The sequence below is a fragment of the Ottowia sp. VDI28 genome (assembly GCF_049532675.1).
GTDB lineage: Bacteria > Pseudomonadota > Gammaproteobacteria > Burkholderiales > Burkholderiaceae_C > Ottowia.
In genome coordinates, this window is the sequence record NZ_CP149820.1 from 4,068,568 (window position 1) to 4,094,389 (window position 25,822).

At 63.2% G+C, this 25,822-nt stretch carries 26 protein-coding genes and 1 pseudogene; 19 read left to right on the forward strand and 8 right to left on the reverse strand.

The features are described 5' to 3' along the window. The first annotated feature begins 166 nt into the window (after nt 1-166). The 6 genes from WJU18_RS19285 to WJU18_RS19310 all read left to right on the forward strand — a co-directional run bounded on the left by WJU18_RS19285 (nt 167) and on the right by WJU18_RS19310 (nt 5,493). Nucleotides 167-1,030 carry a branched-chain amino acid ABC transporter permease gene (locus WJU18_RS19285; protein ID WP_423454855.1) on the forward strand — a complete coding sequence of 288 codons (864 nt, stop codon included), beginning with the start codon at nt 167-169 and terminating at the stop codon, nt 1,028-1,030. Beyond that, complete coding sequence (locus WJU18_RS19290; RefSeq protein WP_423454856.1) at nt 1,027-2,025, forward strand: branched-chain amino acid ABC transporter permease; 999 nt, start codon at nt 1,027-1,029, stop codon at nt 2,023-2,025. The genes WJU18_RS19285 and WJU18_RS19290 overlap by 4 nt, the downstream gene beginning before the upstream one ends. Then, nucleotides 2,018-2,776, forward strand: a complete 759-nt coding sequence (locus WJU18_RS19295; RefSeq protein WP_423454858.1) for an ABC transporter ATP-binding protein — start codon at nt 2,018-2,020, stop codon at nt 2,774-2,776. Before WJU18_RS19290 ends, WJU18_RS19295 begins: the two co-directional genes overlap by 8 nt. 138 nt (nt 2,777-2,914) lie before the next feature. Further along, the gene (locus WJU18_RS19300; RefSeq protein ID WP_423454860.1) at nt 2,915-3,718 is read left to right on the forward strand and encodes an ABC transporter ATP-binding protein; all 804 of its coding nucleotides are present in this window, start codon (nt 2,915-2,917) and stop codon (nt 3,716-3,718) included. Nucleotides 3,719-3,825: 107 nt separating this feature from the next. Beyond that, nucleotides 3,826-4,251 carry an Lrp/AsnC family transcriptional regulator gene (locus WJU18_RS19305; RefSeq protein WP_423454862.1) on the forward strand — a complete coding sequence of 142 codons (426 nt, stop codon included), beginning with the start codon at nt 3,826-3,828 and terminating at the stop codon, nt 4,249-4,251. 174 nt (nt 4,252-4,425) lie between these two features. Next, nucleotides 4,426-5,493 carry an ornithine cyclodeaminase gene (locus WJU18_RS19310; RefSeq protein WP_423454864.1) on the forward strand — a complete coding sequence of 356 codons (1,068 nt, stop codon included), beginning with the start codon at nt 4,426-4,428 and terminating at the stop codon, nt 5,491-5,493. Between the two features lie 20 nt (nt 5,494-5,513). Here WJU18_RS19310 and WJU18_RS19315 read toward each other — a convergent pair whose 3' ends face one another. Continuing rightward, a complete protein-coding gene (locus WJU18_RS19315) occupies nt 5,514-6,254 on the reverse strand; it encodes a Crp/Fnr family transcriptional regulator (RefSeq protein ID WP_423454866.1) in 741 nt (246 codons plus the stop codon). Nucleotides 6,255-6,332: 78 nt separating this feature from the next. Here WJU18_RS19315 and WJU18_RS19320 point away from each other — a divergent pair, with 78 nt between their 5' ends. The 6 genes from WJU18_RS19320 to WJU18_RS19345 are packed head-to-tail and all read left to right on the forward strand — an operon-like array spanning nt 6,333 to nt 12,981. After that, on the forward strand, nt 6,333-7,163 hold the full coding sequence (locus WJU18_RS19320) for an ABC transporter ATP-binding protein (RefSeq protein WP_423454868.1): 831 nt from the start codon (nt 6,333-6,335) through the stop codon (nt 7,161-7,163). After that, nucleotides 7,163-8,041: a branched-chain amino acid ABC transporter permease gene (locus WJU18_RS19325; RefSeq protein ID WP_423454870.1), complete on the forward strand. Its 879-nt coding sequence runs from the start codon at nt 7,163-7,165 to the stop codon at nt 8,039-8,041. Before WJU18_RS19320 ends, WJU18_RS19325 begins: the two co-directional genes overlap by 1 nt. 16 nt (nt 8,042-8,057) lie before the next feature. Then, nucleotides 8,058-9,095 (forward strand): branched-chain amino acid ABC transporter permease, encoded by a 1,038-nt coding sequence (locus WJU18_RS19330; RefSeq protein WP_423454872.1) that lies wholly within the window; start codon nt 8,058-8,060, stop codon nt 9,093-9,095. 45 nt (nt 9,096-9,140) lie between these two features. Beyond that, nucleotides 9,141-10,319 carry an ABC transporter substrate-binding protein gene (locus WJU18_RS19335; RefSeq protein WP_423454873.1) on the forward strand — a complete coding sequence of 393 codons (1,179 nt, stop codon included), beginning with the start codon at nt 9,141-9,143 and terminating at the stop codon, nt 10,317-10,319. A 17-nt stretch (nt 10,320-10,336) separates the two neighbouring features. Beyond that, nucleotides 10,337-11,155, forward strand: a complete 819-nt coding sequence (locus WJU18_RS19340) for an ABC transporter ATP-binding protein (RefSeq protein WP_423461048.1) — start codon at nt 10,337-10,339, stop codon at nt 11,153-11,155. A 14-nt stretch (nt 11,156-11,169) separates the two neighbouring features. Beyond that, on the forward strand, nt 11,170-12,981 hold the full coding sequence (locus tag WJU18_RS19345) for an AMP-dependent synthetase/ligase (RefSeq protein WP_423454875.1): 1,812 nt from the start codon (nt 11,170-11,172) through the stop codon (nt 12,979-12,981). Between the two features lie 6 nt (nt 12,982-12,987). Here WJU18_RS19345 and WJU18_RS19350 read toward each other — a convergent pair whose 3' ends face one another. The 4 genes from WJU18_RS19350 to WJU18_RS19365 are packed head-to-tail and all read right to left on the reverse strand — an operon-like array spanning nt 12,988 to nt 15,475. Beyond that, a complete protein-coding gene (locus WJU18_RS19350; RefSeq protein ID WP_423454877.1) occupies nt 12,988-13,872 on the reverse strand; it encodes a MaoC/PaaZ C-terminal domain-containing protein in 885 nt (294 codons plus the stop codon). 18 nt (nt 13,873-13,890) lie between these two features. Further along, nucleotides 13,891-14,439 carry an enoyl-CoA hydratase/isomerase family protein gene (locus tag WJU18_RS19355; RefSeq protein ID WP_423454879.1) on the reverse strand — a complete coding sequence of 183 codons (549 nt, stop codon included), beginning with the start codon at nt 14,437-14,439 and terminating at the stop codon, nt 13,891-13,893. Further along, nucleotides 14,346-14,693, reverse strand: a complete 348-nt coding sequence (locus WJU18_RS19360; protein WP_423454881.1) for an enoyl-CoA hydratase/isomerase family protein — start codon at nt 14,691-14,693, stop codon at nt 14,346-14,348. The genes WJU18_RS19355 and WJU18_RS19360 overlap by 94 nt, the downstream gene beginning before the upstream one ends. Nucleotides 14,694-14,701: 8 nt before the next feature. Continuing rightward, nucleotides 14,702-15,475, reverse strand: a complete 774-nt coding sequence (locus WJU18_RS19365) for an SDR family NAD(P)-dependent oxidoreductase (RefSeq protein ID WP_423454883.1) — start codon at nt 15,473-15,475, stop codon at nt 14,702-14,704. Nucleotides 15,476-15,548: 73 nt separating this feature from the next. Here WJU18_RS19365 and WJU18_RS19370 point away from each other — a divergent pair, with 73 nt between their 5' ends. The 5 genes from WJU18_RS19370 to WJU18_RS19390 are packed head-to-tail and all read left to right on the forward strand — an operon-like array spanning nt 15,549 to nt 19,775. Next, entirely contained in the window at nt 15,549-16,724 is a 1,176-nt protein-coding gene (locus WJU18_RS19370; RefSeq protein ID WP_423454884.1) for a thiolase domain-containing protein, read from the forward strand. Between the two features lie 3 nt (nt 16,725-16,727). Next, nucleotides 16,728-17,141, forward strand: a complete 414-nt coding sequence (locus WJU18_RS19375; RefSeq protein ID WP_423454886.1) for a Zn-ribbon domain-containing OB-fold protein — start codon at nt 16,728-16,730, stop codon at nt 17,139-17,141. Next, entirely contained in the window at nt 17,138-17,935 is a 798-nt protein-coding gene (locus tag WJU18_RS19380; protein ID WP_423454888.1) for an enoyl-CoA hydratase/isomerase family protein, read from the forward strand. The genes WJU18_RS19375 and WJU18_RS19380 overlap by 4 nt, the downstream gene beginning before the upstream one ends. Then, a complete protein-coding gene (locus WJU18_RS19385) occupies nt 17,932-18,756 on the forward strand; it encodes an SDR family oxidoreductase (protein WP_423454889.1) in 825 nt (274 codons plus the stop codon). The genes WJU18_RS19380 and WJU18_RS19385 overlap by 4 nt, the downstream gene beginning before the upstream one ends. 44 nt (nt 18,757-18,800) lie before the next feature. Then, nucleotides 18,801-19,775 (forward strand): Bug family tripartite tricarboxylate transporter substrate binding protein, encoded by a 975-nt coding sequence (locus tag WJU18_RS19390; RefSeq protein WP_423454891.1) that lies wholly within the window; start codon nt 18,801-18,803, stop codon nt 19,773-19,775. A gap of 117 nt (nt 19,776-19,892) precedes the next feature. On the opposite strand, the gene WJU18_RS19395 is transcribed toward WJU18_RS19390, so the two are convergent. The 3 genes from WJU18_RS19395 to WJU18_RS19405 all read right to left on the reverse strand — a co-directional run bounded on the left by WJU18_RS19395 (nt 19,893) and on the right by WJU18_RS19405 (nt 24,046). Continuing rightward, entirely contained in the window at nt 19,893-21,422 is a 1,530-nt protein-coding gene (locus WJU18_RS19395; RefSeq protein WP_423454893.1) for an acyl-CoA synthetase, read from the reverse strand. A 45-nt stretch (nt 21,423-21,467) separates the two neighbouring features. Further along, on the reverse strand, nt 21,468-22,607 hold the full coding sequence (locus WJU18_RS19400; RefSeq protein ID WP_423454895.1) for an acyl-CoA dehydrogenase family protein: 1,140 nt from the start codon (nt 22,605-22,607) through the stop codon (nt 21,468-21,470). A 278-nt stretch (nt 22,608-22,885) separates the two neighbouring features. Then, nucleotides 22,886-24,046: an acyl-CoA dehydrogenase family protein gene (locus WJU18_RS19405; RefSeq protein WP_423454897.1), complete on the reverse strand. Its 1,161-nt coding sequence runs from the start codon at nt 24,044-24,046 to the stop codon at nt 22,886-22,888. A gap of 149 nt (nt 24,047-24,195) precedes the next feature. Here WJU18_RS19405 and WJU18_RS19410 point away from each other — a divergent pair, with 149 nt between their 5' ends. Both WJU18_RS19410 and WJU18_RS19415 read left to right on the forward strand, forming a co-directional pair. Next, the gene (locus tag WJU18_RS19410; RefSeq protein WP_423454899.1) at nt 24,196-25,008 is read left to right on the forward strand and encodes a FadR/GntR family transcriptional regulator; all 813 of its coding nucleotides are present in this window, start codon (nt 24,196-24,198) and stop codon (nt 25,006-25,008) included. Between the two features lie 12 nt (nt 25,009-25,020). Further along, a pseudogene (locus WJU18_RS19415) lies at nt 25,021-25,722 on the forward strand (FadR/GntR family transcriptional regulator); the annotation flags it as partial. Nucleotides 25,723-25,822 lie beyond the last annotated feature (100 nt).

Here is a 25,822-nt window from a genome sequence, read left to right on the forward strand (position 1 = left end):
CGCCTTCCCCCTTGAAAAGGGGGACGCAGCCAGCGGCCTGGCAAAGCCAGCTCCGCGGCTGCTCTGGCATGGCCTGCTCCGCGGCCGCTGGTTTTGAGGGCATTTGGCTCCGCTTCGCGCTCGCCTACCTTTTGCCGCCTCTCATTGAACGAACCCTCACTGTTCCGTGGACTTCGCCAACTTTCTCATTCAGTTGCTCAATAGCGTGCAGTACGGCTTGCTGCTGTTCATGCTCGCAGCGGGCCTCACGCTGATCTTCGGCATCATGGGGGTGGTCAACCTCGCCCATGGCAGTTTCTACATGCTGGGCGCCTACCTGGCCTACTCGCTTTCCGGCCTGTTCGGCAGCTTCACACTGGCCATCATCGGGGGGGCGATTCTCTCGGTGATCTTCGGGCTGCTGCTGGAGCGCATCCTCTTTCGCCATTTCTACCATCGCGACCACCTGGATCAGGTGCTGCTGACGTTCGGCCTGATCTATATCTTCGAGGAGGTACGCTCGCTGCTCTGGGGTGATGACGTGCACGGCGTCGTGATTCCGCAGCTCCTGAACGGCTCTCTCACACTCACCGAGAACCAGTCATACCCCGTCTACCGCCTGTTCATGATGGGCGTGTGCGTGCTGCTGGCCATCGGCCTGTATCTGCTCATCAACAAGACACGCCTGGGCATGAAGATCCGGGCGGGCGCCTTCAACCGCGACATGACCGAATCGCTTGGCATCAACATCAAGCTCATCCACGCGGTGGTGTTCGCCATCGGCGTCGCGCTGGCCACCGTGGCGGGCATGATCGCAGCGCCCATTTCAAGCGTCTACCCCAACATGGGCTCGCAAGTGCTCATCATGTGCTTCGTGGTGGTCGTGATCGGCGGCATCGGCTCCGTGAGAGGCGCGCTCATCGCGGCGCTGCTCGTGGGCCTGGTCGATACATTTGGCAAAGTCCTGCTGCCGCACGTGGCAGGCATGCTGGTTTACATGCTGATGGCAGCGGTGCTGCTGTGGAAGCCTGAAGGGCTGTTCAAGCAATGAGCACACCGCAATCCCACCTCGAAAAACTGCCGCGCGGCATTCAAGTCCTGCTGGCAGTGGGCTTCATCGCCCTCGCCGCCTTCCCTTTCGTGGGCAGCGACTTCTACCAGCAGATGGTCACGCGCATGATGATCCTGGCCATCTTCGCCATGAGCCTGGATCTGCTGCAGGGCGTGACGGGCCTGGTCTCGCTCGGCCACGCAGCCTACTTCGGCATTGCCGGCTACGCGCTTGCCTTCCTCACCCCCCAGGGCGAACCGGTGAGCCTGTGGTGGACTATGCCCGTGGCCATGCTGGCCTCGGGTGCCGCGGCGCTGGTGATCGGCTTCTTCGTGGTCCGCACCAAGGGCATCTACTTCATCATGGTCACCATGGCCTTTGCGCAGATGGTGTTCTATCTGTTCTTCGACAACAAGATCCTGGGCGGCTCCGACGGCATCTACATTAACTTCAAGCCTGATGCCGGCATCTTCGATCTCGAGAACAAGCAGGTCTTCTACTATTTCACGCTGTTCTGCCTGCTGGCGGTGTATTTTTTCCTGCGCCGTCTGCTGTGGAGCCCCTTCGGCCGCGCGCTGGCAGGCATCCGCGTGAATGAACACCGCATGCGCGCAGTGGGCTTCGGCAGCTTCAGCTACAAGCTCATGGCTTTCACGTTGGCTGGTGCCCTGGCGGGTCTGGCCGGGTATCTGTGGGGCGCGCAAACGGGCTTCGTCAACCCCGAACTGATGGGGTTTCACCAAAGTGCCCACGTGATCATGATGATCATCCTGGGTGGGATGGGTAACTTCGCAGGAGCCATTGTCGGCGCCTTCGCGTTCGAGTTCATGCTGGAATTGTTCAAGGATCTGCCCACCGTGGCCGGCGTCAATCTAGGCAAGCATTGGCAACTGTGGATGGGCCTGTTCATCGTGCTGGTCATCTGCTTCGCACCTCGCGGCCTGCTGGGCTTGCTGCAGAAGTTCATGCAACGCAAGGAGGCCGGCCATGAGTGAAGCGCTGCTCTCCGCGAAAAACCTGACGAAGAAATTCGGTGGCCTGGCTGCCGTGAACGACGTGTCCGTGGATCTGTGGCGCGACCGCATCCATGTGGTCATCGGCCCCAACGGTGCCGGCAAGTCGACGCTCACCAACCTGCTCTCCGGCGATCTGCCCCCTACTTCGGGCACCATCACGCTCGGCGGCCACGATGTGACACGCGCGGCGCCGGAGCGCATCTCCCGCCGCGGCTTGGGCCGCAGCTACCAGAAGACCAACATCTTCCAGCCCTTCACCGTGTGGGACAACGTGCGCCTGGCCGCTCAGTCCCGCGCCGCGCAGCAACCCTGGAACCCCATCCGCTGGCTGCAGAGCGCGGCCAGCGATGCCAAGGTCAATGAACGCGCCGAAGCCGCCCTGGAACTGGCCGGCCTTACCGAGCGGCGGTCAGCGATCGCCGGAGCCGCCAGCCACGGTGAGCAGCGCCAGTTGGAAATCGCCATGACGCTGGCGACCGACCCGCAGGTGCTGCTGCTCGATGAGCCCCTGGCGGGCATGGGGGTGGCCGAGGCGGAACGCATGGTCGAGTTGCTGCTGCGCATCAAACCCCGGCACGCCATGATGCTGGTGGAACACGATATTGACGCCATCTTCGCGTTGGCCGATCACCTGACGGTGATGGTCAACGGCACCGTGATCGCCAGCGGCTTGCCTGCCGACATCCGTGCCGACCGCGGAGTGCAAGCCGCTTACCTTGGGGAAGAGTAGTGCCCCCCTCAGTCGCTGGCGCGCCTTCCCCCCAGGGGGACGCCTCCGGCGGCCGGGCCAAGCCCGCTCCGCGGTGGTCTTGGTATGGCCTGCTCCGCGGCCTTCTGACAAGCGAGCCGCAAGAATATAAGGACTGAAATGGCAACCAACGCGAACGCCAATACGCCCGATGATCCCAATGATCCGCTGACGCCCCGCAAGACGTGGGAGCAGGCGGTTGCGCAGCCTGATGACGATGAGCTGATCCGTGCCATCGGCCTGCATAGCTACTATGGCGCCAGCCATATCCTGCGCGGGATTGATTTTCACGTGCGGCGCGGCGAAACCATCGGTTTGATGGGCCGCAACGGCATGGGCAAGAGCACGCTGCTCAAATCCATCATGGGCCTGGTCAAGCCTCGCGCCGGCGGCGTGCTGGTGATGGGCAAACCCATGACCGGGCGGCCGCCTTACGAAATCGCCAAGCTCGGGGTAGCCTATGTGCCCGAAGGCCGCGGCATCTTCGGTAACCTGAGCGTGGTGGAAAACCTGAAAATGGCCGCCCGCCCCGGCACCCGGGGTCAGCGCGACTGGACATACGACCGCGTGCTCGAAACTTTCCCTCGCCTGAAAGAGCGCCTGGGACATGGCGGCCAGCAACTCAGCGGCGGCGAACAGCAGATGCTCACCATCGGCCGGGCGCTCATGACCAACCCCGATGTGCTGATCCTGGATGAGGCGACCGAAGGCCTCGCCCCTCTGATCGCCCGGGAAATCTGGCGTATCTGCGATGTGATCCGCCAGAGCGGCATCAGCAGTGTGATCGTCGACAAGAATTGGAAGCACGTGACGCAAGTCACGGACCGCAACGTCATCCTGGTCAAGGGCCAGGTGGTGTTCGAAGGCACCTCCGCGCAACTCGTGGCCCAACCCGAACTGCTGACGCAGCACCTCGGCGTCTAGGTGCTCAGGCGGCGCTCGCGTTGCGCTGAACCGTTTTTAGATTGAAAATCGAATGCACCGCGCGTCCCCAGGATTCCCTGGGAGCTATTGCAGTGTTTGTATTCGCCATGGCCCTCGACAACCTCGACCGGCAACTTATCGCATTGCTGCGGCGCGATGCGCGCACGGCTATTGCGACGCTTGCCGCCAAGTTGGGCACTTCCCGGGGCACCATCACCAACCGCCTGCGCAAGCTGGAAGACGAAGGCATCGTCACCGGCTACACCATCACGCTCCGGCCAGATGCTGAACCTCAGCGCATCCGCGCCTGGATGGGCATCCGCGTTGAAGGCAACCAGGCGCGAAGCGTGATCGCCACGCTGATGGGCGAGCCCGGCGTCAGCGCTTTGCACGATACCAATGGCCGTTGGGACATGCTGGCAGAACTCAGTGCGGGATCGATGGCCGAGCTGTCTGACCTGCTCGAACGCATCCGCCTCGCCAAGGGCATTGCCCACTCAGAAACCAATATCTTGCTGGCCACCTACCGCTAGGGCCACGCTGAAACGACGCTAAAACCACGCTGGATAGCCGGAATGCCAATCCGCGCTGGCACTCTGGCAGCTCCACCATGCGGAATGCAGCATTGTGCGGTCTTGGAAATGACGTGCTCCATTGAGAAACTTCCTCTCACCAGACAGGAATTTTTCAACTCTCTGGAGTCTCTCATGCAAAACACCAACGCCCACTATCCGGCCATCACTTACCTCAGTGCACCCGAGATGATCCGCCTCGTGCGGCGCCTTGGTTTGCCCGCGTGCATCGCCGGTATCGCCGAACGGATCGAGCATGAGTTTCTCCGTTGGAACGAGTTCGACAAAAGCGCCCGCATCGCCTGCCATTCGCCCGTGGGCGTCATCGAGCTCATGCCCATCGCCGATGCGGAGCAGTACGCGTTCAAGTATGTCAACGGCCACCCCTCGAACTGGCAGTTCAAGCTTCCTACCGTCATGGCCTTCGGCGTGCTGGCCGATGTTCAAACCGGAGTGCCCCGCTTGTTGAGCGAGTTGACGCTGACCACAGCCATCCGCACGGCGGCGACGTCTGCAGTGGCTGCGCGTGCTCTGGCACGCAGGAACAGCCGCCGCATGGCCCTGATCGGCAACGGCGCGCAAAGCGAGTTCCAGGCGCTGGCCTTTCGCGACCTCGTAGGCATCCGTGAAGTCCAGCTCTACGACATCGACCGAGCCGCAAGCGAGAAGCTGGCCGCGAATCTGCGGGATCAAGGCTTGCTGGTGCGCCTGTCCGACAGCGTTGCCGACGCCGTCCGTGGAGCGGACATCGTCACGACCGTCACGGCGGACAAAACCAATGCCATCATCCTTACCCCCGAGATGGTGGAGCCAGGCATGCACATCAACGCCGTCGGCGGCGACTGCCCCGGCAAGACGGAACTGGCGCGTGGCGTAATCGAAGCCGCCAGTGTCTTCGTCGAATTCGAGCCGCAATCCCGTATAGAGGGCGAAATCCAGCAAATGCCCGCCGACTTCGAAGTGACCGAACTGTGGCGCGTGCTCGCAGGCGCCACACCCGGACGCAGAAGCGATGAGGAAGTCACCCTCTTCGACTCCGTCGGTTTTGCGCTGGAAGACTTCGCGGCGCTCGGCTTCATGCACGAACAGGCCCTTGCGCTGGGTATGGGAGAGCGTCTTGAGCTGCTGCCAGAGACCACGGATCCGAAGAATCTCTTCGGGTTGCTGAACGCCCCACAGGAAGTAAGCACAGCCTCTTCCTGAGCTCCTGGCCTCCAGAGCCTCTACACCGGCTCGCGGCCAAAACTCTGCAAGCCGGCCATGTCCAGCACGACCAATCCGCCCCACTCGACGCGGATCAGGTTCAGCTCTTCCAGGCGCTTCAGGGCCAGATTGGCCCGTTGACGAGACACGTTGGCCAGCAGCCCCACCTCTTCCTGGTTGATCTCCAGAAAATACGGTTGCTGCTGCTGATACAAGCGCGGATCAAAGAGGCCCGCCAGGCAATGGGCTACGCGCGCATCCGTGCCTTGCAGCCGCTCGCTCTTGAGCAAACCGACAAACTGCGCCAGGCGGCTGTTGAGCAAGTTCTGCAGATAGTGGTTGAAAGGGATGCTCGTTTCGCGCAACCATTCGAAAGTGCGCGCCGGCATCAGGGCGATGCTCGTCGGGCGCAAAGCGACCACGTCGTACCGGCGCACTTCGTTCTTGATCAACGAGCCTTCGCCGAACCAGGTGCCGGGGGGCGCGCCGACCAACGTGGAGATCCGGCCGTCGGCTGTGGTGACCGACATCTTGCCCAACCCGCCGATCACGCCGATCCAGTCCTGAACGGTCTGGCCGGACTGCACCACGAAACCGCCCGCCGGCACGTACCGTTCGTACATGCTGGCGATGACGCGGTCCAGGACCTGAGGCTCGAGCCCTTGCGCCCAGTCTGATCTCGCAACCAGATCTTCCAGGCCACGAAACGCGGCGGGAGGCGCCGGCCTCTCAGGGATAACCCCGTCAAAGTTCTGTCCCATTTGTCTTCGCGATGACTAATTCTCTATAAGACTGTTGATAACCTGCGCCAAGCATACAGGCTTAGGAGGCTGCGCAACGTGATTTCCCGTGTCCCTCTGCTCCAGGTTCAGGGCGTCACCCTCACCTTTGGAGGCGTCAAGGCGCTTTCGGATGTCAGCTTCGATGTCCAGCCGGGCTCCATCACGGCGGTGATCGGCCCCAATGGTGCCGGCAAAACATCCCTGTTCAATACCGTCTCCGGCTTCTACCGGCCCACGACCGGCCACATCCGTTTCAAAGGACAGGACATCACCAGTGTGCCGACACACCAGCGCGCCAGACTGGGCCTTGGCCGCAGCTTTCAGAACATCGCGCTGTTCCGGGGCATGACGGTCCTGGACAACATCAAGCTCGGGCGCCACTCCCACCTGAAGACCAACGTGCTCGAAGCCCTTTTCTATATGGGGCGGGCCCGCAGCGAAGAAGCGGAACTGCGGCGCGATATCGAAGAGCGGATCATCGATTTTCTGGAGATCGACCACATCCGCCATGCCTCCGTGGCATCTCTCCCGTATGGGCTTCAAAAGCGCGTGGAAATGGCCCGGGCATTGGCCATGCAGCCCGAGATCCTGCTGCTCGATGAACCCGTGGCGGGCATGAACCGCGAAGAAACCGAAGACATGGCCCGCTTCATTCTGGATGTCCGAGAGGAATGGGGCGTGACGGTGCTCATGGTCGAGCATGACATGGGCATGGTGATGGACCTCTCCGATCACGTCGTGGTGCTGAATTTCGGGCAGGTCATTGCCCAGGGCCTGCCTGCCCAGGTCCAGGCCGATCCGGAAGTCAACCGCGCCTACATGGGTTCGGGCGATGTCCATGAACTCCGGCGCAAGCTGCATACGGGCACCACCCAGGGAGTGGCGTGATGGACTGGGGGTATCTGTTCGAGGTGGCGCTCACAGGCATCGCGGGCGGCGGCTTGTATGCCCTTGCGGCGTTGGCCTTCGTGATCGTCTACAAGGCCACCAGAGTGGTGAACATCGCCATCGGCGAATTCCTGATGATGGGGGGCTACCTCTTCTTCACTTTCGCCTCGATGCTCGCACTACCGATCTGGGCTGCCATTCCGGCGGCCATGCTCGGCTGCGGCCTTCTGGGCGCCATCGTGGAAAGGACCATGATCCGCCCGCTGCTGGGGCGCCCGCCCATCTCGGCCTTCATGGTCACCGTGGGACTGGCCTCGGTGCTCGCGGGTATCGTGGAGGTGATCTGGACGGCGGATCAGCGCAGACTCCCCGACTTCATGCCCACGCAGCCGATCATGATCGGCGACGCCTTCCTGGCGCCCAAGGTGTTCTGGGGCGCGGTCACGGCGGTGGCCTTCATTGCCGTGGTGCTGCTGCTGTTCCGCTTCTGGCGGGGTGGCGTGGCGCTTCGGGCGACCGCGAGCGATCAGGCAGCGGCCTATGCGGTGGGCATCAACGTGCCGCGCGTGTTCTCTCTGGCCTGGGTGGTGGCGGCCATGATCGCGGCCGTCTCCGGGATCATCGTCGGCGCCATCGGCGGCATCTCCTCGACCATGGGTGTTTTCGGGTTGTCGGTCCTGGTGGTTGTCATCGTGGGCGGGCTGGACAGCGTTCTCGGCGCGCTCGTCGGGGGCCTGCTCATCGGGTTGGTGGAAGCGCTGGCGGGCGCCTATCTTGGCGGCGAATACAAGCTGCTCGCCACCTTCCTGGTACTTGTCGCGGTTCTGCTCGTGCAGCCTTACGGCCTGTTCGGCACGCGCGATATCGAAAGACTTTGACCGCCGGACGCGCCTCATGAGAATTGGAACCCTCAAGGAAACCTACATCGCCGATGCGGCGCTTTTCGATTCGCGCACGCAGAAGGTCTGGCTGGCGGTGGCTGCGGCCCTGCTGGTGCTCTTTCCCTTCGTGGCGAACGACTACTGGCTCTACCTGGCGTGCCTGGTCAGCATCAACGTGGCCAGCGCCACGGGCCTCAACCTGCTGACGGGCTACACCGGGCTGGTCAGCCTGGGCCAGGCGGCCTTCATGGGCCTGGGCGCCTATACGGTCGCCATCATGCAAACGCGCCTGGGAACGCCCTTTCTGCTCAACATCCTGGCCGGCGGGGTAGTGGCCATGGTCGGGGGCATCGTGGTGGGAATTCCATCGCTTCGGGTCAAGGGCCTGTACCTGGCCATCGTGACCATCGCGGCCTCGTTCATCGCCCATTTTCTGTTCGCGAACTTCAGCTTCACGGGAGGGACCGCCGGAATCAGCATTCCGCCGGCCACGTTCTTCGGCCTGCCGCTGGACACCTCTTTCCGGCTGTACTGGGTGATTGTGCCGGTCACGATTCTCATGCTGCTGGGCGGCGCCAACTTGCTGCGCACCCGCATCGGCCGCGCCTTCATCGCCATCCGGGACCGCGACATATCGGCCGAAGTCCTGGGCATCCCCCTGCTTCGCTACAAGCTGCTCTCGTTCGGCCTGTCCTCGTTCTACGCCGGGGTAGCGGGAGGCTTGTGGGCTTACTTCTTCCGCGTGGTGACGCCGGAGAGCTTTCCGCTCGTGATGTCCATTTTCTTCCTGGCGGCGGTCATCGTGGGCGGCATGGGCACCATTCTTGGCGGCATCCTGGGCGCGCTGTTCATGACCATGGTCCCCGAGCTGCTCAAGCTCGTGGTGGACTTGCTGCCGGGCGGACAGGAGATGACGGTCTACCTCTCCCCCATAAGGACGATCGTGTTCGGCCTGCTCATCGTCGGCTTTCTCGTGTTCGAGCCACATGGCCTCGCGGAAATATGGCGCCGCATCCGCCGCTTCTTTCATCTGTGGCCTTTCCGGAACTAGAGCCTGCTCATACCCACCCCGTTTTTCAACCAGAAGGAGACAATCGTGAATTCAGCTGCCCCTACCCTTCGCCGCCGAACCCTGGTGGCCGCCGCTGGCGCGAGCCTGGCCGCACCGCTGCTTGCCCACGCGCAAGCCAAGGACGACGACATCGTGATCGGCGGCTCCATCCCGATGACAGGCGTCTTCGCGTTCGCGGGCGTCGGCATCAACGCCGGCATGGCCGACTACGTGAAGATCATCAACGATGCGGGCGGCATCAAGGGCCGCAAGCTGCGCTATGTGCCGGAAGACACCGCCTACAAGGTGGATGTGTCCGTGGCGGCCTTCAAGAAGATCACGAGCCAGAACAAGGTCCATCTCTACTATGGCGATTCCACCGGGTTCGCCAAGACCATCAACCCGGAGCTCAACCGCACGGGCGACATCCTGATGGCGGGCGCCTCTTTCGCCACCGAGCTCAACGACCCGAAGAAATATCCCAACCAGTTCCTGGTGGGCCCCGACTACACGGAGATGTTCTCCATTCTCCTGAAACACATCGCCAAGGAAAAGCCCGGGGCCAAGGTCGCTTTCGTCTACTCGGATTCGGAGTTCGGCCGCGACCCCATCGAGGCCAGCGAAGCCGCCGCCAAGAAGCTCGGGCTCTCGGTGCCGATCAAGATCATGACGCCCGCCGGCAGCGTGGATGTGTCCACCGAAGTCATCAAACTGCGCCGCGCCGCGCCCGACTACACCATCTTCCATGGCTACATCCTGGCGCCCATTCCGGAATTCATCCAGCAGGGCAAGCAGCAAGGCATGACCAGCAAGTGGATGGGCACGTTCTGGACCATGGACAGCTCCACGGTCATGAAGATGGGCGAGGCTGCTGACGGCTTCATGGGCGTCATGCCCTTCCGCTACTACTACGACACGGAAAAAGCCCCCATGCTGGACAAGATCCGCGGCATGCGCCCGGAATACCAGAGCACCGCCTACATCCAGGGCTTTCTCACCACCATGCTCTTCGCGGAAGCCGCCAAGCGAACCCTGGACGCGGGCAAGGAGCTGAATGGCAAGAACCTGAAGGCCGCGCTCAACAGCATCCAGAATTTCGACACCGGCGGCCTTATCGGGGTGCCGATCACCATCAAGGGCAACTCGATTCCGGTGGGCCGCGTCTACAAGGCCGACATGAAGGCTCAGAAGATGGTGGCCGCCTCCGACTGGATCGCGCTGTAAGCATGGCTGTTGATTCGATGACCCACGGCGGCGCGGATGTCGTCCTCGAGGTGAACAACATCGAGGTCGTCTACAACAAGGTGGTGCAGGCACTTCGCGGCCTCTCGCTGGTAGTGCCCCGCGGGCGCATCGTGGCCCTTCTGGGCAGCAACGGCGCTGGCAAATCGACCACGCTGAAGGCGATTTCCGGTTTGCTGAAAATAGAGGATGCCGAACTCGAACAGGGCAGCATTCTCTTTGCCGGCAAGCCTGTCCGCCAGCAGGCGCCCCAGGAGCTCGTGCGCGCCGGCATGTCTCATGTCATGGAAGGCCGCCGGGTTTTCGAGGACCTGACCGTCCATGAGAACCTGATCGCATCGACCTACGCACTCGATGGGCGCGAAGGCGCCAAGCCGGACTTCGAGATGGTCTACAACTATTTTCCCCGGCTGTACGAGCGCCGCAAGGGACTAGCCGGGTACCTTTCGGGCGGAGAACAGCAGATGCTTGCCATTGGCAGAGCGCTGGTGGCTCAGCCCAAGCTGATCCTGTTCGACGAGCCTTCCCTCGGTTTGTCTCCCAAGCTGGTGGAAGACATCTTCACCATCATCGCCCGCATCAACGCCGAGGCGGGTACTTCCATGCTTCTGGTGGAACAGAACGCTACGGTAGCCCTGGCTGTGGCGCATCAGGGTTACATCATGGAAAACGGCAAGATCGTGATCGACGGAACCGCCGAGCATCTGGCCAGCGATCCGGACGTGCGCGAGTTCTATCTCGGCATGGAAGGCGATGGCGGCACGAAGAGCTTCAAGGAGCTCAAGCACTACAAGCGCCGCAAGCGCTGGCTTTCCTGAGGCATTCCTGATCTATGCAGCCCTCCTCCCCTCTTCCCGAACTGACGCTCCCGCAAATGCTGCGCGAGCAGGCGCGCAGCCGTGCGCACGAAGTGGCCATCCGCCAGAAGGATTTCGGTATCTGGAAGCCCTATTCATGGGCCCAGTATTACGACCGGGCCAGGCACTTCGGCCTGGGCCTCAAGCTACTCGGCCTGTCAGAGCATGGCCATGTGGGCGTGATCTCGGAAAACCGCATCGAGTGGGTCCTGGCCCAGATGGGCACCGGCGTGGTGGGTGGCGTGACGGTGGGGGTGTATCCCACCAGCCCCACCTCTGAAGTCTCCTACGTGGTCGGCCACGCCGACATCGAGATCGTGGTGTGCGAAGACCAGGAGCAGACAGACAAGATCCTGGAGGCGCTTCATGAGCTTCCGCGGCTTCGGAAGATCGTCATCATCGAAACCAAGGGCCTCAGGAACTACCCCGAAGAAACACGCGCCCTGATTTCCACCTTCGCCGAGGTCGAGGAGATGGGCGCCCGGCATGGGGACCATTCGTACGCCGAGAAGATCCTGGCCCGCCAGCAGCTCGACGACGTGGGCCTCATGATCTACACCTCGGGCTCCACAGGCAAACCCAAAGGGGCTCTGATTTCTTACCGCAACATGCGCGGCGTGGTCTTCGGCATCATCGAGCGGCTGCGGCTCTCGGGCCAGACATCACACCTGTCCTATCTCCCGCTGTGCCACGTGGCCGAGCAGATGTGCACGACCTTCGTGCCGACATACCTGGGCTCCCAAGTGAACTTTGGCGAATCCATCCGCACCGTGCAGGAGGACTTGCGCGAGGTGGCGCCTTCCATGTTCCTGGGCGTGCCGCGCATCTGGGAGAAGATGCATGCCGCCATCAGTATCAAGATCCAGGATGCAAGCCGCCTGCAGCAAGGCCTTTTCAACTGGGCCATGCGCACCTGCGAGAAGTTCACGGACAAGCCCCGAAGCGACTGGAGCGCCGCTGAAAAGCTCAAGTTCGCCATCAGCTACGCGCTGGTGCTGCGCTCACTGCAGAACTTCACCGGCCTGCGCAAGGCCCGTGTCGCGCTCACGGGCGCCGCCCCCATTCCGCCTGAAGTCGTGCGCTTTTTCCGTGTGATCGGCGTTCCTCTCCTGGAGGTGTACGGGCTGACGGAAACCACGGGCATGGTCACGGGACACCCGCCCGACAAGGTCGTGATCGGCACCGTGGGCACGCCCACGCATGGCGTCGACTGGAGAATCGCCGAATCAGGGGAGCTGCAGGTCAGAGGCGAGATGGTGTTCGTGGGGTACTACAAGAACCCCGAGGCCACCCTGCAGACCGTACAGGATGGGTGGCTGCAAACCGGTGACGTGGTGCGGGAGGAACAGGGCCAACTCAGGATCGTGGACCGCCTCAAGGACATCATGATCACGGCCGGCGGCAAGAACCTGACGCCATCGGAAATCGAGAACGCAATGAAGGCCAGCCCTTTCATCAAGGAATGCATTGTGGTGGCCGAGCGCAGAAAGTTCGTGGGCGCGCTGATTCAGATCGACTACGAGACAGTGGGCAAGTGGGCGGAGAGCCGGCGCATCCCTTATACCCACTTCCGCTCTCTCGTGGAAACGCCGGCGGTGCAGGCGCTCATCCAGCAGGAGGTGGATTCAGGCAACCGCAAGCTTGCGCAAGTGTCCCACGTACGCAAGTTTCATCTGCTCACCAAGGAGCTGGACCATGATGACGGCGAAGTCACCGCCACCATGAAGGTTCGCAGATCCAGTATCTACAAGACGTATGCCGAGGAAATTGAGGCTCTTTATGTGTGACTGGGATTATCCGGTCACCTGAGCGCGGCCATTGTTCAGCACCACCACGTCGCGCTCTTTCACGCGTACGCGGAGGGCGACCTCGCCGTCCGCGTGCCCATCGGCCACACGCCATCCTTCGAACACCAGCGTTTCGCCCGGGTAGACCGGCGAGGTCAGGCGCGCACGGATACCGCGCAGGCGCGTGGGCTCATGCCCGCAGAACAATTGCACCACCGCGCGCCCCGCGTTGCCCCAAGTGGCCAACCCGTGCAAGATGGGCTTGGGGAAACCCGCCTTGGCAGCCACTTCGGGATCGGCGTGCAGAGGATTCACATCTCCACTCAGCCTGTACACCAGCGCCGCCTCGGGCCGCGTGGGCAGCTCCAGCACGGCGTCCGGAGCCGATTCAGGCAACGACGGCAGCGCGGCAGCCGGCGCGTCGCCGCCCGTGCCGCCAGAAAAACCGCCATTGCCCCGCAGGAACAGCACTTGCTCGGCCGTGGCCAGCAAATCGCCGCTGGCGGCATCCTTGAGGAGTTTCTCGACGTGCATCACCGCGCCCTTGCCTTCGCCTTTGTCGACGATGCGGGTCACGCGGCTTTCGCCCAGCACGGTGCCGGCTACCGGCAGCGGCTGGTGGATCTTTACGCCTTGCTCGCCATGCACCAGCCGAAGAAAGTCGATTCCCAGCTCGGTCCGCTCGCGCATCCAGGCACCGGGTGAAGCCAGCACCGCCGCCATGGTAGGCAGTGCCACCAGTTCTTTTTCGTAGACATAGCGCAACTGCTGTTTATCCAGCGGGTCGCTGCCCACGCCCAAGCCCAAGGCATAGAGAATGGTGTCGCGGGCTGTGAACGTGTGGTGAACCTCGCCGGAGCGCCAGGCCTTGGTCTTGTCGTAGTCGAACATGGAGTGAGGAAAAGAAAATTAGGAGGAACGCGCCGGCCAGCGGAACTGGGCCGGCTCTCGCGCGGCGAAGCGGCGCACCGCTTCACGGGTATATGAACTGCTGCCTGCCACGGCTTGCGCCGAGGCTTCCATGTCGAGCATGGCTTCCAGATCGGTCTGCAAGGAAGCCTGCAGCGCCCGCTTGGACAGGCTCATGGCCACCGCCGAAGCACCCTCGAAGCTGTGCGCGATCTCCAGCGCGCGTGCCCGCAAGGCTTCAGGCGGATGCGCTTCAAGCGCCAGGTTCATGCTCAAAGCCTCTTGCGCGCCAAATTCACGCGCCGAATAGATGAGCTCCTTCGCGCGCTGCAAGCCCACCACGCGCGGCAGCGTATACCAGGCCCCCACGTCAGGCACCAGGCCGATACGGTGGAACACCATGGCCATGCGCACCCGTTCGCTCACCAGAACGATGTCGGCCCACAACGCCAGGCTCAAACCGGCTCCATAGGCCACGCCATCGATGGCAGCCACCACGGGCTTGTCCAACCCCGCCATGGCCCGGGCCAGATCGTGATAGCGCGACATGCCGGCCCGCCGCTGCTCGGGGCTTCTTTCACCCCCTGCCCCATGGCCTTGACATCGCCGCCCGCGCAGAAATCATCGCCCGCGCCTGTCAGCACCACGGCGCGAACGGTTTCATCATCCCGCAAGGTGCGCAGACGGGCCGTCAGCGCATCGGTGGTGACCGGGTCCAAGGCATTCTTGGCATAAAGCCGGTTCAGGGTCAAAACCGCCACACCCGCGTGGCGCTCCAGGACCACCAGTGGTTCTTCACTCATGCCGAGGTTCACAGGCTGATGTGGAAACCGCCGTTGACCCCGAGGTGCTGGCCGGTGATGTAGCTGGCCCCGTCGGACAGCAGGAAACACACGGCCTTGACGGCTTCTTCAGGTGTCGTCCAGCGCGCCATGGGGATCTGGGCCAGCATGCCGTCGCGGAATTTCTCGCCGCGCACCACTTCGGTCATGGGCGTTTCCACCACCCCAAAGCACACCGAGTTCGCGCGGATATTGTGGCGGCCCCATTCACGGGCAATGGTCATGGACATGGCCAGCAAACCGGCCTTGGCCGCCGCATAGTTGATCTGCCCGATCGACCCCTTGCGCCCCGCATCGGATGAAATATTGACGATGGCGCCGCCGCTTTTGTCGCCGCCCTTTACGCGCGCCAGCATGTGCTGGCCAACCGCGCGCGTCCAATAGAACGAGCCCGTGAGATGCACGTCGATCACATCCTGCCATTGCTGATCGGTCATCTTCTCGATCATCGCGGGGCGGATGATGCCCGCGTTGTTGACCAATCCATGCACAGCGCCGAACTTGGCCACCGCGTCAGCGACGGCGCTTTGCGCCAGGGCCGGATCCGCCACACTGCCCTGCACCGCCAGCACGCGCCCGGCAGGCAGCGCCGACGCCACTGCGCCCAGCGTTTCGCCATTGAGATCCACGGCCACGGCATTGCCGCCCAGGCCGATGACCGACTCCACCAGGGCCTTGCCAATACCTTGCCCCGCACCTGTCACGACGATGGTCCGGCCTTCGAGGGAAACGATGGGATTCATACCTAACTCCTTGCTTGATGGTTGAACCAATGATATTCTACGCCGCGTTTTCCCGTCAACTGCCGGAGCACACATGACCATCAAGGGCAAGGCCTGCATTGCAGGTGCTTATGAACATCCCACACGCAAGGCGCCAGACAAGACCGTGGCGCAATTGCACGCCGAATGCGCGCGCGGCGCGCTGCAAGACGCCGGCTTGACGCTGGCCGACGTAGACGGCTATTTCTGCGCGGGCGATGCGCCCGGCCTGGGCGCCAACAGCATGGCCGACTACCTGGGCCTGACGCAGCTGCGCCACATCGACAACACGGACACCGGTGGATCGGCCTACCTGATCCACGTGGCCCACGCCGCCCAGGCCATTGCCGCGGGCAAATGCGACGTGGCGCTCATCACCCTGGCCGGCCGGCCCCGTACGGAAGGCGGCAGCGGCGTGGGCGTGGGGCAGCGCCTCGTGACCGCCAGCACGCCCGATGTGCCCTGGGAAATGCCCTACGGCCCCGTCACGGTCAACATGTATGGCCTCGCCGCCGCGCGGCATATGCACGAATACGGCACCACGCCTGAACAGTTGGCCTGGATCAAGGTGGCCGCCGCCGCACACGCTCAGCACAACCCCCATGCCATGCTGCGCGACGCGGTCACGGTACAGGACGTGCTGGCCTCGCCCCTGATCGCCGACCCCCTGCACAAGCTCGATTGCTGCGTAGTCAGCGACGGCGGTGGCGCCCTGGTGGTGGTCCGCCCCGAGATCGCGCGAAAGCTAAAGCGCCCCGTGGTCAATGTGCTGGGAGGCGCTGAAACCATCAAGGGCCAGCTCGGCGGCCAGGTGGATCTGACCTGGTCCGGCGCGGCCATCACCGGCCCCGCGGCCTTCGCCGAGGCCGGCATCAAGCCCTCCGACATTCAATATGCCTCGATCTACGACAGCTTCACCATCACCGTGCTGATGCAGCTGGAAGACCTGGGCTTCTGCGCCAAGGGTGAAGGCGGCCGGTTCGTGGCCGACGGCAACCTGATCTCCGGCGTGGGCAAGCTGCCCTTCAACACCGATGGCGGCGGCCTGTGCAACAACCACCCGGCCAACCGGGGCGGCATCACCAAGGTGATCGAGGCCGTGCGCCAACTGCGCGGCGAAGCCCACCCCAAGGTGCAAGTTCCCAACTGCCACCTCGCCCTCGCCCAGGGCACCGGCGGCCTGCTCGGCTCGCGCCATGGCAGCGCCACTCTCATCATGGAAAGGGAATGACGCATGAGTACCCCCTACGTTGAACGCCCATTGGCCGCGCCTCTCACCGACGCCTCGACCGCCGCCTTCTGGGCAGCCGCCCGCGAGGGCCGCCTCACCACGCGGCGCTGTCAGTCGTGCGGTAAGCTGCACTGGTATCCCCGCCCTCTCTGCCCCTTCTGCCAGGGAGATACCGAATGGGAAACCCTCAGCGGCCGCGGAGAGATCTACAGCGTGAGTGTCACGCGCAAGGCCGGCCCCGTCCCGTATGCCATCGCTTACATCAAGTTGGATGAAGGCATCACGGTGCTGAGTAACATCGTCGATTGCGATCTCGATACGGTGCGCATCGGCCAGGCCGTGCAGGTGGTCTTCAAGCCCGCCGAGGACGGGCAGATGATCCCCATGTTCACTCCCGCCGGAGACTGCAAGGCATGAACACCCTGGCCTTCGAAGTGACCGACGGCGTGGGCTGGATCCGTCTGGCCCGGCCGGAGAAACACAACCCCTTCGACAACGAGTTGCGCACTGACCTCATGAGCGTGCTGGAGCAGGTCCGGCAGGATCCCGGCATCCGCGTGCTGGTGCTCGCGGGTACGCCAGGCGCCTTCTGCGCGGGCGGCAATCTGCATGTCTTGCACGAGCACCTGGATTCGGGTGCCCACTATTGGCAACGGCGCATCAAGAGCGGTCTGCGCTTCACTCAGGACATGCTGAATCTGGGACGTCCGGTCATTGCTGCAGTGGACGGCCCCGCCATGGGTGCCGGCTTCGCGCTGGCATTGTGCGCGGACATGGTGCTGGCTTCGCCCCGCGCGCGCTTCTCCATGGCCCATCTGCGCCTCGGCCTGGTACCAGACCTGGGGGCGCTATACCTGCTGCCGCGCGTGGTGGGCTTGCAGCGCGCCAAGGAACTGATGTTCTCCACCCGCGAAGTCGATGCCGAGGAAGCGCGCCAGTTGGGGTTGGTGATGGAGGTGCATGACAGCGAGCAGTTGGAAGAACGCGCGCGCCAGATCGCCCGGAGCTTGACCCAGGCCGCGCCCACCGCCCTGGCTCTGACCAAGGCCGCACTCAATGCGTCGCTCGATTCGGACCAGCAATCCATGTTCACCCTGGAAGCCAGCAGCCAGGCCGCGGCTTTCGCTTCGCCTGAGCCACGAGCCGCCATCGAGGCCTTGTTGGCCAAGCAAGCGCCGCCCTTCCGGGGATTTCCGAAAGTGAAACCATGAACGATCCGCGCACACTCCGGGGCAAGACCCTGTTCATCACCGGTGCCAGCCGGGGCATTGGCCTCGCCATCGCACTCCGGGCCGCGCGCGATGGCGCCAACGTCGTCATCGCCGCCAAATCGGCCGAACCCCATCCCAAGCTGCCGGGCACCATCCATACGGCAGCCGCCGCCATCGAGGCTGCAGGAGGGCAAGCACTGCCTCTTGCGGTGGACATCCGCCACGAAGACCAGGTGCAAGCCGCTGTCGATCAGGCAGTGGCCCGCTTCGGCGGGATCGACATCTGCGTGAACAACGCCAGCGCCATCAGCAAGACGGGCACGCTGGAAACCGATATGAAGCGGTTCGACCTGCTGCACGGCATCAACACGCGCGGCACTTACCTTGTCACCCGCGCCTGCCTGCCGCATCTGCTTCAAGCCGGCAACCCGCACGTACTGATGCTCTCACCTCCGCTGAACATGGAGGAACGCTGGTTCAAGCCCAATGTGGCCTACACCATCGCCAAGTTCGGCATGAGCATGTGCGTGCTCGGCATGGCGGGTGAATTCCACGGCCGGGTGGCCTTCAACGCCCTATGGCCTCGCACCTTCATCGGCACAGCCGCCGTACAGAACATTCTGGGCGGCGACACCACCATGAAGCGCACGCGCCGCCCCGACATCATGGGAGATGCCGCTCACGCCATTCTTACCCGCGACCGCTCTTTCAGCGGCCATTTCTGCATCGACGAGGAAGTACTGCGCACCCAAGGGATCACCGATCTCTCCGTGTACAGCGATTGCCCCGAAAGCGACCTCATCCCTGATTCCTTTATTTAATCTTCATCCATATAATGGTTGAACCACAAAACCAGAGACAAGCCATGAACCTCATTGCCCATCGCCGTACCCTTATCGCCCTGACCGCTGGCCTGCTGCTGGGCGCAACCGCCTATGCCGAAGACAAATTCCCCAGCAAACCCGTGCGCTTCGTCATTCCCACCGCGCCTGGCGGCAATCTGGATCTGCTCGCCCGCGTAGTGGCGGAAAAGCTCGGTCAGGCCTGGGGCCAGTCGGTCATCGTTGATCCACGCCCAGGCGCCAACACCATCCTGGCCACCACGACCGTGGCCCGCGCGCCCGCCGACGGATACACCGCCCTGTTCACGATCAGCGGTTTTGCTCAGAATCTGGTGCTCCAGCCCAACCCGCAATACAAAGCGGAAGACTTCGTGCCGGTTTCGATGGTGGCCTCATTTCCCATTGTGATGGCGGCCCGCGCCGACCTGCCGGCCAATGACCTGGCAGGGGTCGTCAAATTGGCCAAGGCATCGCCAGAGAAACTCTCGTTCGGCTCCTATGGCGTCGGATCGGGCGCCCACGTGATCGGCGAAGGCCTGAACAAAGCCGCCGGCATGCGGATCAAGCATGTGGCCTACAAGGGAGAGGCCGCGGCTTTCCCGGACCTGATCAACGGTAGCATCGACCTGGCCTACGGTTCAGTGGGCTTCTACGGCCGGCAACTGAGCGGAGGCAAGGTCAAGATCATCGCGATGGCCAACCCCAACCGCATCAAGTCCTATCCGAACGTTCCCACACTGGCGGAAGCCGGTTACCCCGAAGTGAATTTACCCGGCTGGGGCGGTGTTCTGCTGCCAGCGGGCACGCCAGCAGCCATCGTCGAGAAATTCTCCAAGGAAATCCAGCGCATCACCGCATTGCCCGATGTGCAGGCCAAAATCTTCGAAATGGGCTTCGAACCCGTTGGCAACAGCAGCGCAGAGTTCAGCAAGCAGATCACCACGGATATTCAGCAGTGGGGCAAGATCGTGCGCGAGAACGATATCAAGCTGCAGTAAGCCTAAGCCCAGGGGCCTCCCCCTGGGACCGCCAAGCTCCAGCTTGGCAGCAGCGCCCCCATCCAACGCCGCATGCCAAGCTGGAGCTTGGCGGTCCCAGCCGGCAGAACCGAAGCCTCAAATCTTGCGCCCGGCCTGCTGCCAGAAGACATCGCGCAAGCGCCGCTTGAAAATCTTGCCACTGTCTTCGCGCGGCAAGGTAGCGTGAAAATCAATGCGCTTGGGCACCTTGTACTTGGCCAGGCGGGTCTCCAGGAACGCCTGGATTTCCTGAACCGTCACTTGCGCGCCCGGCATCAGCTCCACCGCCGCAGCCAGCGATTCGCCGAAATCGTCGTCAGGGATGCCGAACACCGCGCAGTCCTGTACGCCAGGGCACTGCGTCAGCGCCATCTCGATTTCCGCGGGGTAGATGTTGGTACCCCCCGAGATCACCATGTCGGAGCGGCGGTCGCATAGATAGAGGCGGCCGTCCTTCAGGTACCCCACATCGCCCACGCTGATGAGCCCATCGCGTTCGACGTCGCGGCGCTTCTGCGGATTGTTCAGATAGGTGAAGTCGGCATAGGCCGGCACACGCATGTAGATCTCACCAGGCTCGCCCTCAGGGGCGGGTTCGCCGTTTTCGCCATAGAACGCAATGCGGGTACCCAGTGTCGGCACCCCCACCGAGCCCGGATGCGCCAGCCAATCCTCAGGTGTGGCCACAGTGGCCATGCCCACTTCGGTGCCACCGTAGGTTTCATACACGATAGGCCCCCACCACGCCATGAGGTCCTGCTTGATCTCCCTCGGACAGGGCGCTCCCGTGTGCGTGATCCACTTGAGCGAACTCAGGTCATAACGTTCGCGCACCTCGCGCGGCAGCTTGAGGATGCGCACGAACATGGTGGGCACCATCACGGCATTCGTGATCCGGTGCTTCTCGATCAGCGCCAGCGTTTCTTCGGCATCGAACTTGGATTGCATGACCAGCACCTCGGCCAGACCGAAGGCCTGCCGCCCGTAGGCGTTCGGCGAAGCATGATAGAGCGGACCGGTCACCAGAGCCCGCACGCCCTGGCTCAGGCCATACACCTGCTTGAGCATTTCCGCATAGGTGGCTGTCTGCTCCGGCGTGGCGGGCTCGCGCTGAACGGCCTTCGGATGGCCCGTGGTACCCGAGGTATAGATCATGGTGGCCCGGCTGCGCTTGGGCTCACCAGTCCAGGGTTCAAAACCGTCCAACCAATCGTTCCAGCAGGCATCCCCCGCCGCCACCTCGCTCTGCGCCTGCGAAATGCCATAACGTGTCTGGATTTCCGCGGGCGTCGGCACCACCAGCAGGCGCAGGTCCTTGGGCAAGCGGTCCCGCAGGGGCGCCAGCAGGTCGGCATGAGCCACGAGTATCTTGGGACGGGCATCCCCCAGGATATAGAGCACCTCTTCGATCTTGCCGTGCCAATTGAGCGGCACGGCATAGGCCCCCAGCATTGCCGTGGCCTGGAGCACCTCGAAAAAGGAGAAGTCATTGCGAAGCAGCAAGGCAACCGCATCGCCCTCGCCTATGCCCGCCTGGCTGAATCCGGTGGCCGCCCGGGCCGCCTTGCGAATGACGTCCGCGCGGTCGACACCGCGCTCGTCCAGATAGATCATGCACTCGCTCATGGAAATACTACTTTTGGCAAAGTTGAAGAAATGGGTGACAACGGATCAGGCAGCCGCCAAGAGGCCAGCCAGCCTGGCGGCATGGGCGCCGGCATCTCCCAGCAATTGATCCATGACGTGGATGCGCCGCAGATAGTGCCCCACAGCGTACTCCTCGGTCATGCCTATGCCGCCATGAATCTGGATGGCGCTCTGCGCCAACTGCCGCGCGTGCCGGGCTACCGACAGCTTGGCGCGGTGCACGTCGCGAGCCGCTTCCGCGGCATCCGGGTTGTCCATCGCCGCGGCCGCGGCCATGCTCATGCTCTTCGCCATCTCCAGGCTGACCAGCATCTCCGCGGCGCGGTGCCGCAATGCCTGGTTTTGCCCGATGGCCCGCCCGAACTGCTGGCGCGTATTGAGATAGTCCGCCGCCAGGCGATAGGCCGCCTGCATGGCGCCCACCATGTCAGCGCATAGGGCAGCTATGCCCACACCTTGGGCGCGTTCCACGGCTTGCGCTGCCCGGAGTCCATCCAGCACATCCCCCAGGGGCTCACCTGGCGCGCCCGTGAGCACGATCTCTCCCGCCATCTGATCGTCCACGAGACGGAACGGCCGCACATGCACACCCGGAGCGTCGGCTTCCACGAGAAACAGCCCGCACCCGTGGCGGTCCGCCGGCGCACCCTCGATACGCGCGGAAACCACATAAGCCCCGGCTTGCGGTGCGTTCAGAACGGGGGATTTCACACCGTCCAGCACCCAGGCCTGCCCCTCGCGGTGCGCCTTCGTCTCGACCCACCAGGCCGCATGGCGCCCCTCGGGTTCGCCGTGCGCCCAGGCCAGCACCCTGCGGCCCGCGGCGACGTCCGGCAGCAGGCGGTCGCATTGCGCAGGCGAAGCGGCTCCGGCCAGGGCCGTCGCCGCCAGCACGCCCGCCAGCACGGGCTCCAGCGACAGCGCCGCCCCCATTTCCTCCATGGCCGGCATGAGATCTTCCACCCGGCCGCCCATGCCGCCGTTCTCCTCCGCCATCAGCAGGCCCACGATACCCATTTCGGCCAAATGCGCCCAGGTTTTGGGATCATGCCCCGCCTCGCTTGCGGCATAAGCCCGGCGCTGCTCGAAGCTATAACGCGATCTGAGGCTGCGCGAAAGGCTGTCCTGCAGGGCGCGCTGTTCATCGGTCTGTTCAAAATTCACGGTCTTGCTCCATTAGGGCGTGTTCACACTAAATTCACCCCCGCGCCGGTGTCTGCCGGGGCGTAGTGCGAAGCGCGCCTTGCCGCCAAGGTAGCGATCCTTGGCAAGAGGCGCAACGCGGCAATACGGCCCGGCAGGCACCGGCCCGAAGGGTGAGGTTCTGGCGAACCGCACTCGGCGTTGCAACTCCTCGCCGGGTGTCCAACCCGGCTGTGGGTTGCGCCTTGATTGCGGCTCGCCAGAACTTCACGCGGGGGTGAATTTAGTGTGAACACGCCCTAGCCCACAATCGACTTGGCCAGAATGTCCTTCTGGACTTCGCTGGTGCCGCCATAGATGCTGGCCGCGCGCGAATAGAAGTAGCGCGGTGTCAGCGGCCCATGCGCCACGTCGTCGGCTGGCCTGCGCTCCAGTCCCGCTGGCCCGGCCAATCGCGCCAGCAGCGCGTTGACCTCCTGCTGCAGCTCCACGCCCTTGAGCTTCAGAATCGAGGCAAAGGCAGGTTGCGCCTGCTGCAACGAGGGCGTCAGCAAAAAGCGCCAGTTGGTGATTTCCAGCGCCCGGATCTCGGCGTCCAGGGACGCCAACTCCGCCTGCAGCTGAGGCGATTCGATCAAAGGAACGCCTGCCTCCCTGGTCCGCAAGGCCAGATCCCTCGCGTGTTCCAGCCTTTCGCGGCACAAACCCACGTTGGCGATACCCGTGCGCTCGTTGCCCAGGAGGAACTTGGCGCAATCCCATCCGCGATTTTCCTGCCCCACCAGATTGGCTGCTGGAACGCGCACGTCATCAAAAAACACCTCATTGAGATGATGCTCGCCGTCGATCGACACAATGGGACGGATCGTGATACCCGGCGATTTCAGGTCGATCAGCAGAAAGGAAATGCCCTCCTGTTTTCGCGCATCGGGATCGGTGCGCACAAGCGCGAACACCCAATCGGCCCAGTGGGCGGTGGTGGTCCAGATCTTCTGGCCATTGACCACATAGTGATCGCCTTCGCGGCGCGCCTTGGTCCTCAGCGAAGCCAGATCCGAGCCCGAGCCCGGTTCGGAGAACCCTTGGCAGAACCAGATGTCCAGGTTGGCCAGCTTGGGCAGAAAGTACTCGCACTGCTCGGGCGTGCCGAACTTCATGAGCACCGGCCCCAGCATGGTGATGTTGAATACCTGAGGCAACGGCGCGGGCGCCCTGTAGAGCTCATCCATGAGGATCAGGCGCTCGGCCTGACCCAGCTCGGCCCCGCCGTACCGGGCAGGCCAGTGGGGAGCGGCCCATCCGCGCTCATTGAGAATCCGCTGCCATGTGACGACGTCCTGCTTGCGGGGCGGATGCCCGGCCTTCAAGCGTTCGCGTATCTCTGCGGGCAGACGCTGCGCGATGAAAGACCGCACCTCGTCCCGGAACGCTTGCTGCGCGGGCACCAACTCCAGGTTCATGGCTTCTCCGGAAAAATCAATTTCATTAATATGGTTGAACCAATGATATATTAAAAGAATGATCCAGACAACCAACAAAGGCATCCCGAAAGAACGCCGCGGCTGCGCGCTGTATTACCATCTCCTCAGAGAGTAAAGAGGTTGATCCAATGCCCAAAAGTACCGTGGCCCGCAAGACCGTGACCACGCCCGCCCCGGCCGAAGGCCCCTCGTTCAAGCCCGTGCGCACCCGGCGGGTGTTCGAGGTGATCTGCGACCAGATACGGGACCGCATCAGCCGAGGCGAGCTTCGTCCTGGGGACAGGCTGCCCAGCGAAAAGGAACTGGCCGAGCAGTTCAACATCAGCCGCACGGCTGTCCACGAGGCCATGCGCAGCCTTGAGGTGACCGGGCTGGTGGAGGTGCGCACCGGTATCAATGGCGGTGCCTTCATTCACAGCGGCAACACCTCGGGTATCAAGCAGGTGGTGCAAGACATGGTCGCATTGGGCCAGGTCTCCATTGCCAATGTCACGGAAGCCCGTGTCGAATTGATGGCCACCGCCATCCGGCTGGCCTGCGAACGGGCCACCCCGGAAGATCTGGACGCCATCGAGGCGGACATCATCTATCACACGGAGCTCTTCGAGACCGGCGGCGGCTCCAGGAACTCCAAGTCGGTCATCCGCTTCTACGAGCTGATCGCGCTCGCCACGCACAACGCGATCATCGTGATGATGGTGGAAGCGCTCTCCGAGATCATCCGCGGCATGCTGGCGCAAGTGGGGCCCAATCCCCGCAAAGACATCATGAGCGTCCGCCGCAAGGTGCTTCTGCTCATGCGCGAACGCAATGCCCAGGCTGCGGCCGAAGCGATGACGAAACACCTGCTCCTGGTGAACGACTACCTCGAAAGCGAGAACGAGCGCGCCACGACCAAGCGCACACCCGCTCGCAAAACGGGTCCGCGTTCACCACTTTGACGATACCCCTACATGCCAACCCCCTCCAAAACCCAGATCAGCCTGGCTTCCGAGCCGCCTACCCCTCAGTTCCAGGCAGTGAGAACCGCCCGGGCGTTCGAGGAAATCGCCAACCAGATCCGTGCCGAGTTGGCAGACGGCCGCCTGAAAGTCGGCAGCCGCCTGCCCGCCGAACGCACACTGGCTCTGCAATTCGGTGTTTCGCGCAACACGCTGCGCGAAGCCCTGCGCTCACTGGAGCACGCAGGCTTGATTCGCCTGCAGAAAGGCGCCAGCGGCGGCGCCTTCATCAGCGAAGGCTCCGGAGACGCCATCTCCACCAGCCTGATGGACCTCTATCACGTCGGCACCATCACGCCCGATCAGTTGACCGAAGCGAGGATCTGGCTTGAGTCCGTGATCGTGCGTGAAGCCTGCCGCCGGGCAACCCCGGAAGATATCCAGGCACTGCAACAGAACGTCGACGATGCGGCAGAAGCGACCAAGCGAGGTGATTTCCAGCACCGGGCCAAGATCAACCTGGATTTTCACCGCAAGCTCGCGGCCATCACCCAGAACCCGATCATGGTCATCGTGATGGATGGCTTGCTGAACGTGCTGGCCAAGTTCATCCAGACGATCGGTGAATACGAGAACACCTTCGTTCCCCCCTCACGCAAGCGCTTTCTCAAGCATATGGCTGCGGGCGATGCCGATGCGGCAGTGGCCGAAATGGAAGCCAGCCTCAAACGCCTGCAGCGCAACTATTTGTCGCATGCGGGTGTTGCAGGGAATGGCAAAAGGGGACTTGATACTTCGCGGCTCCATGCGTTCC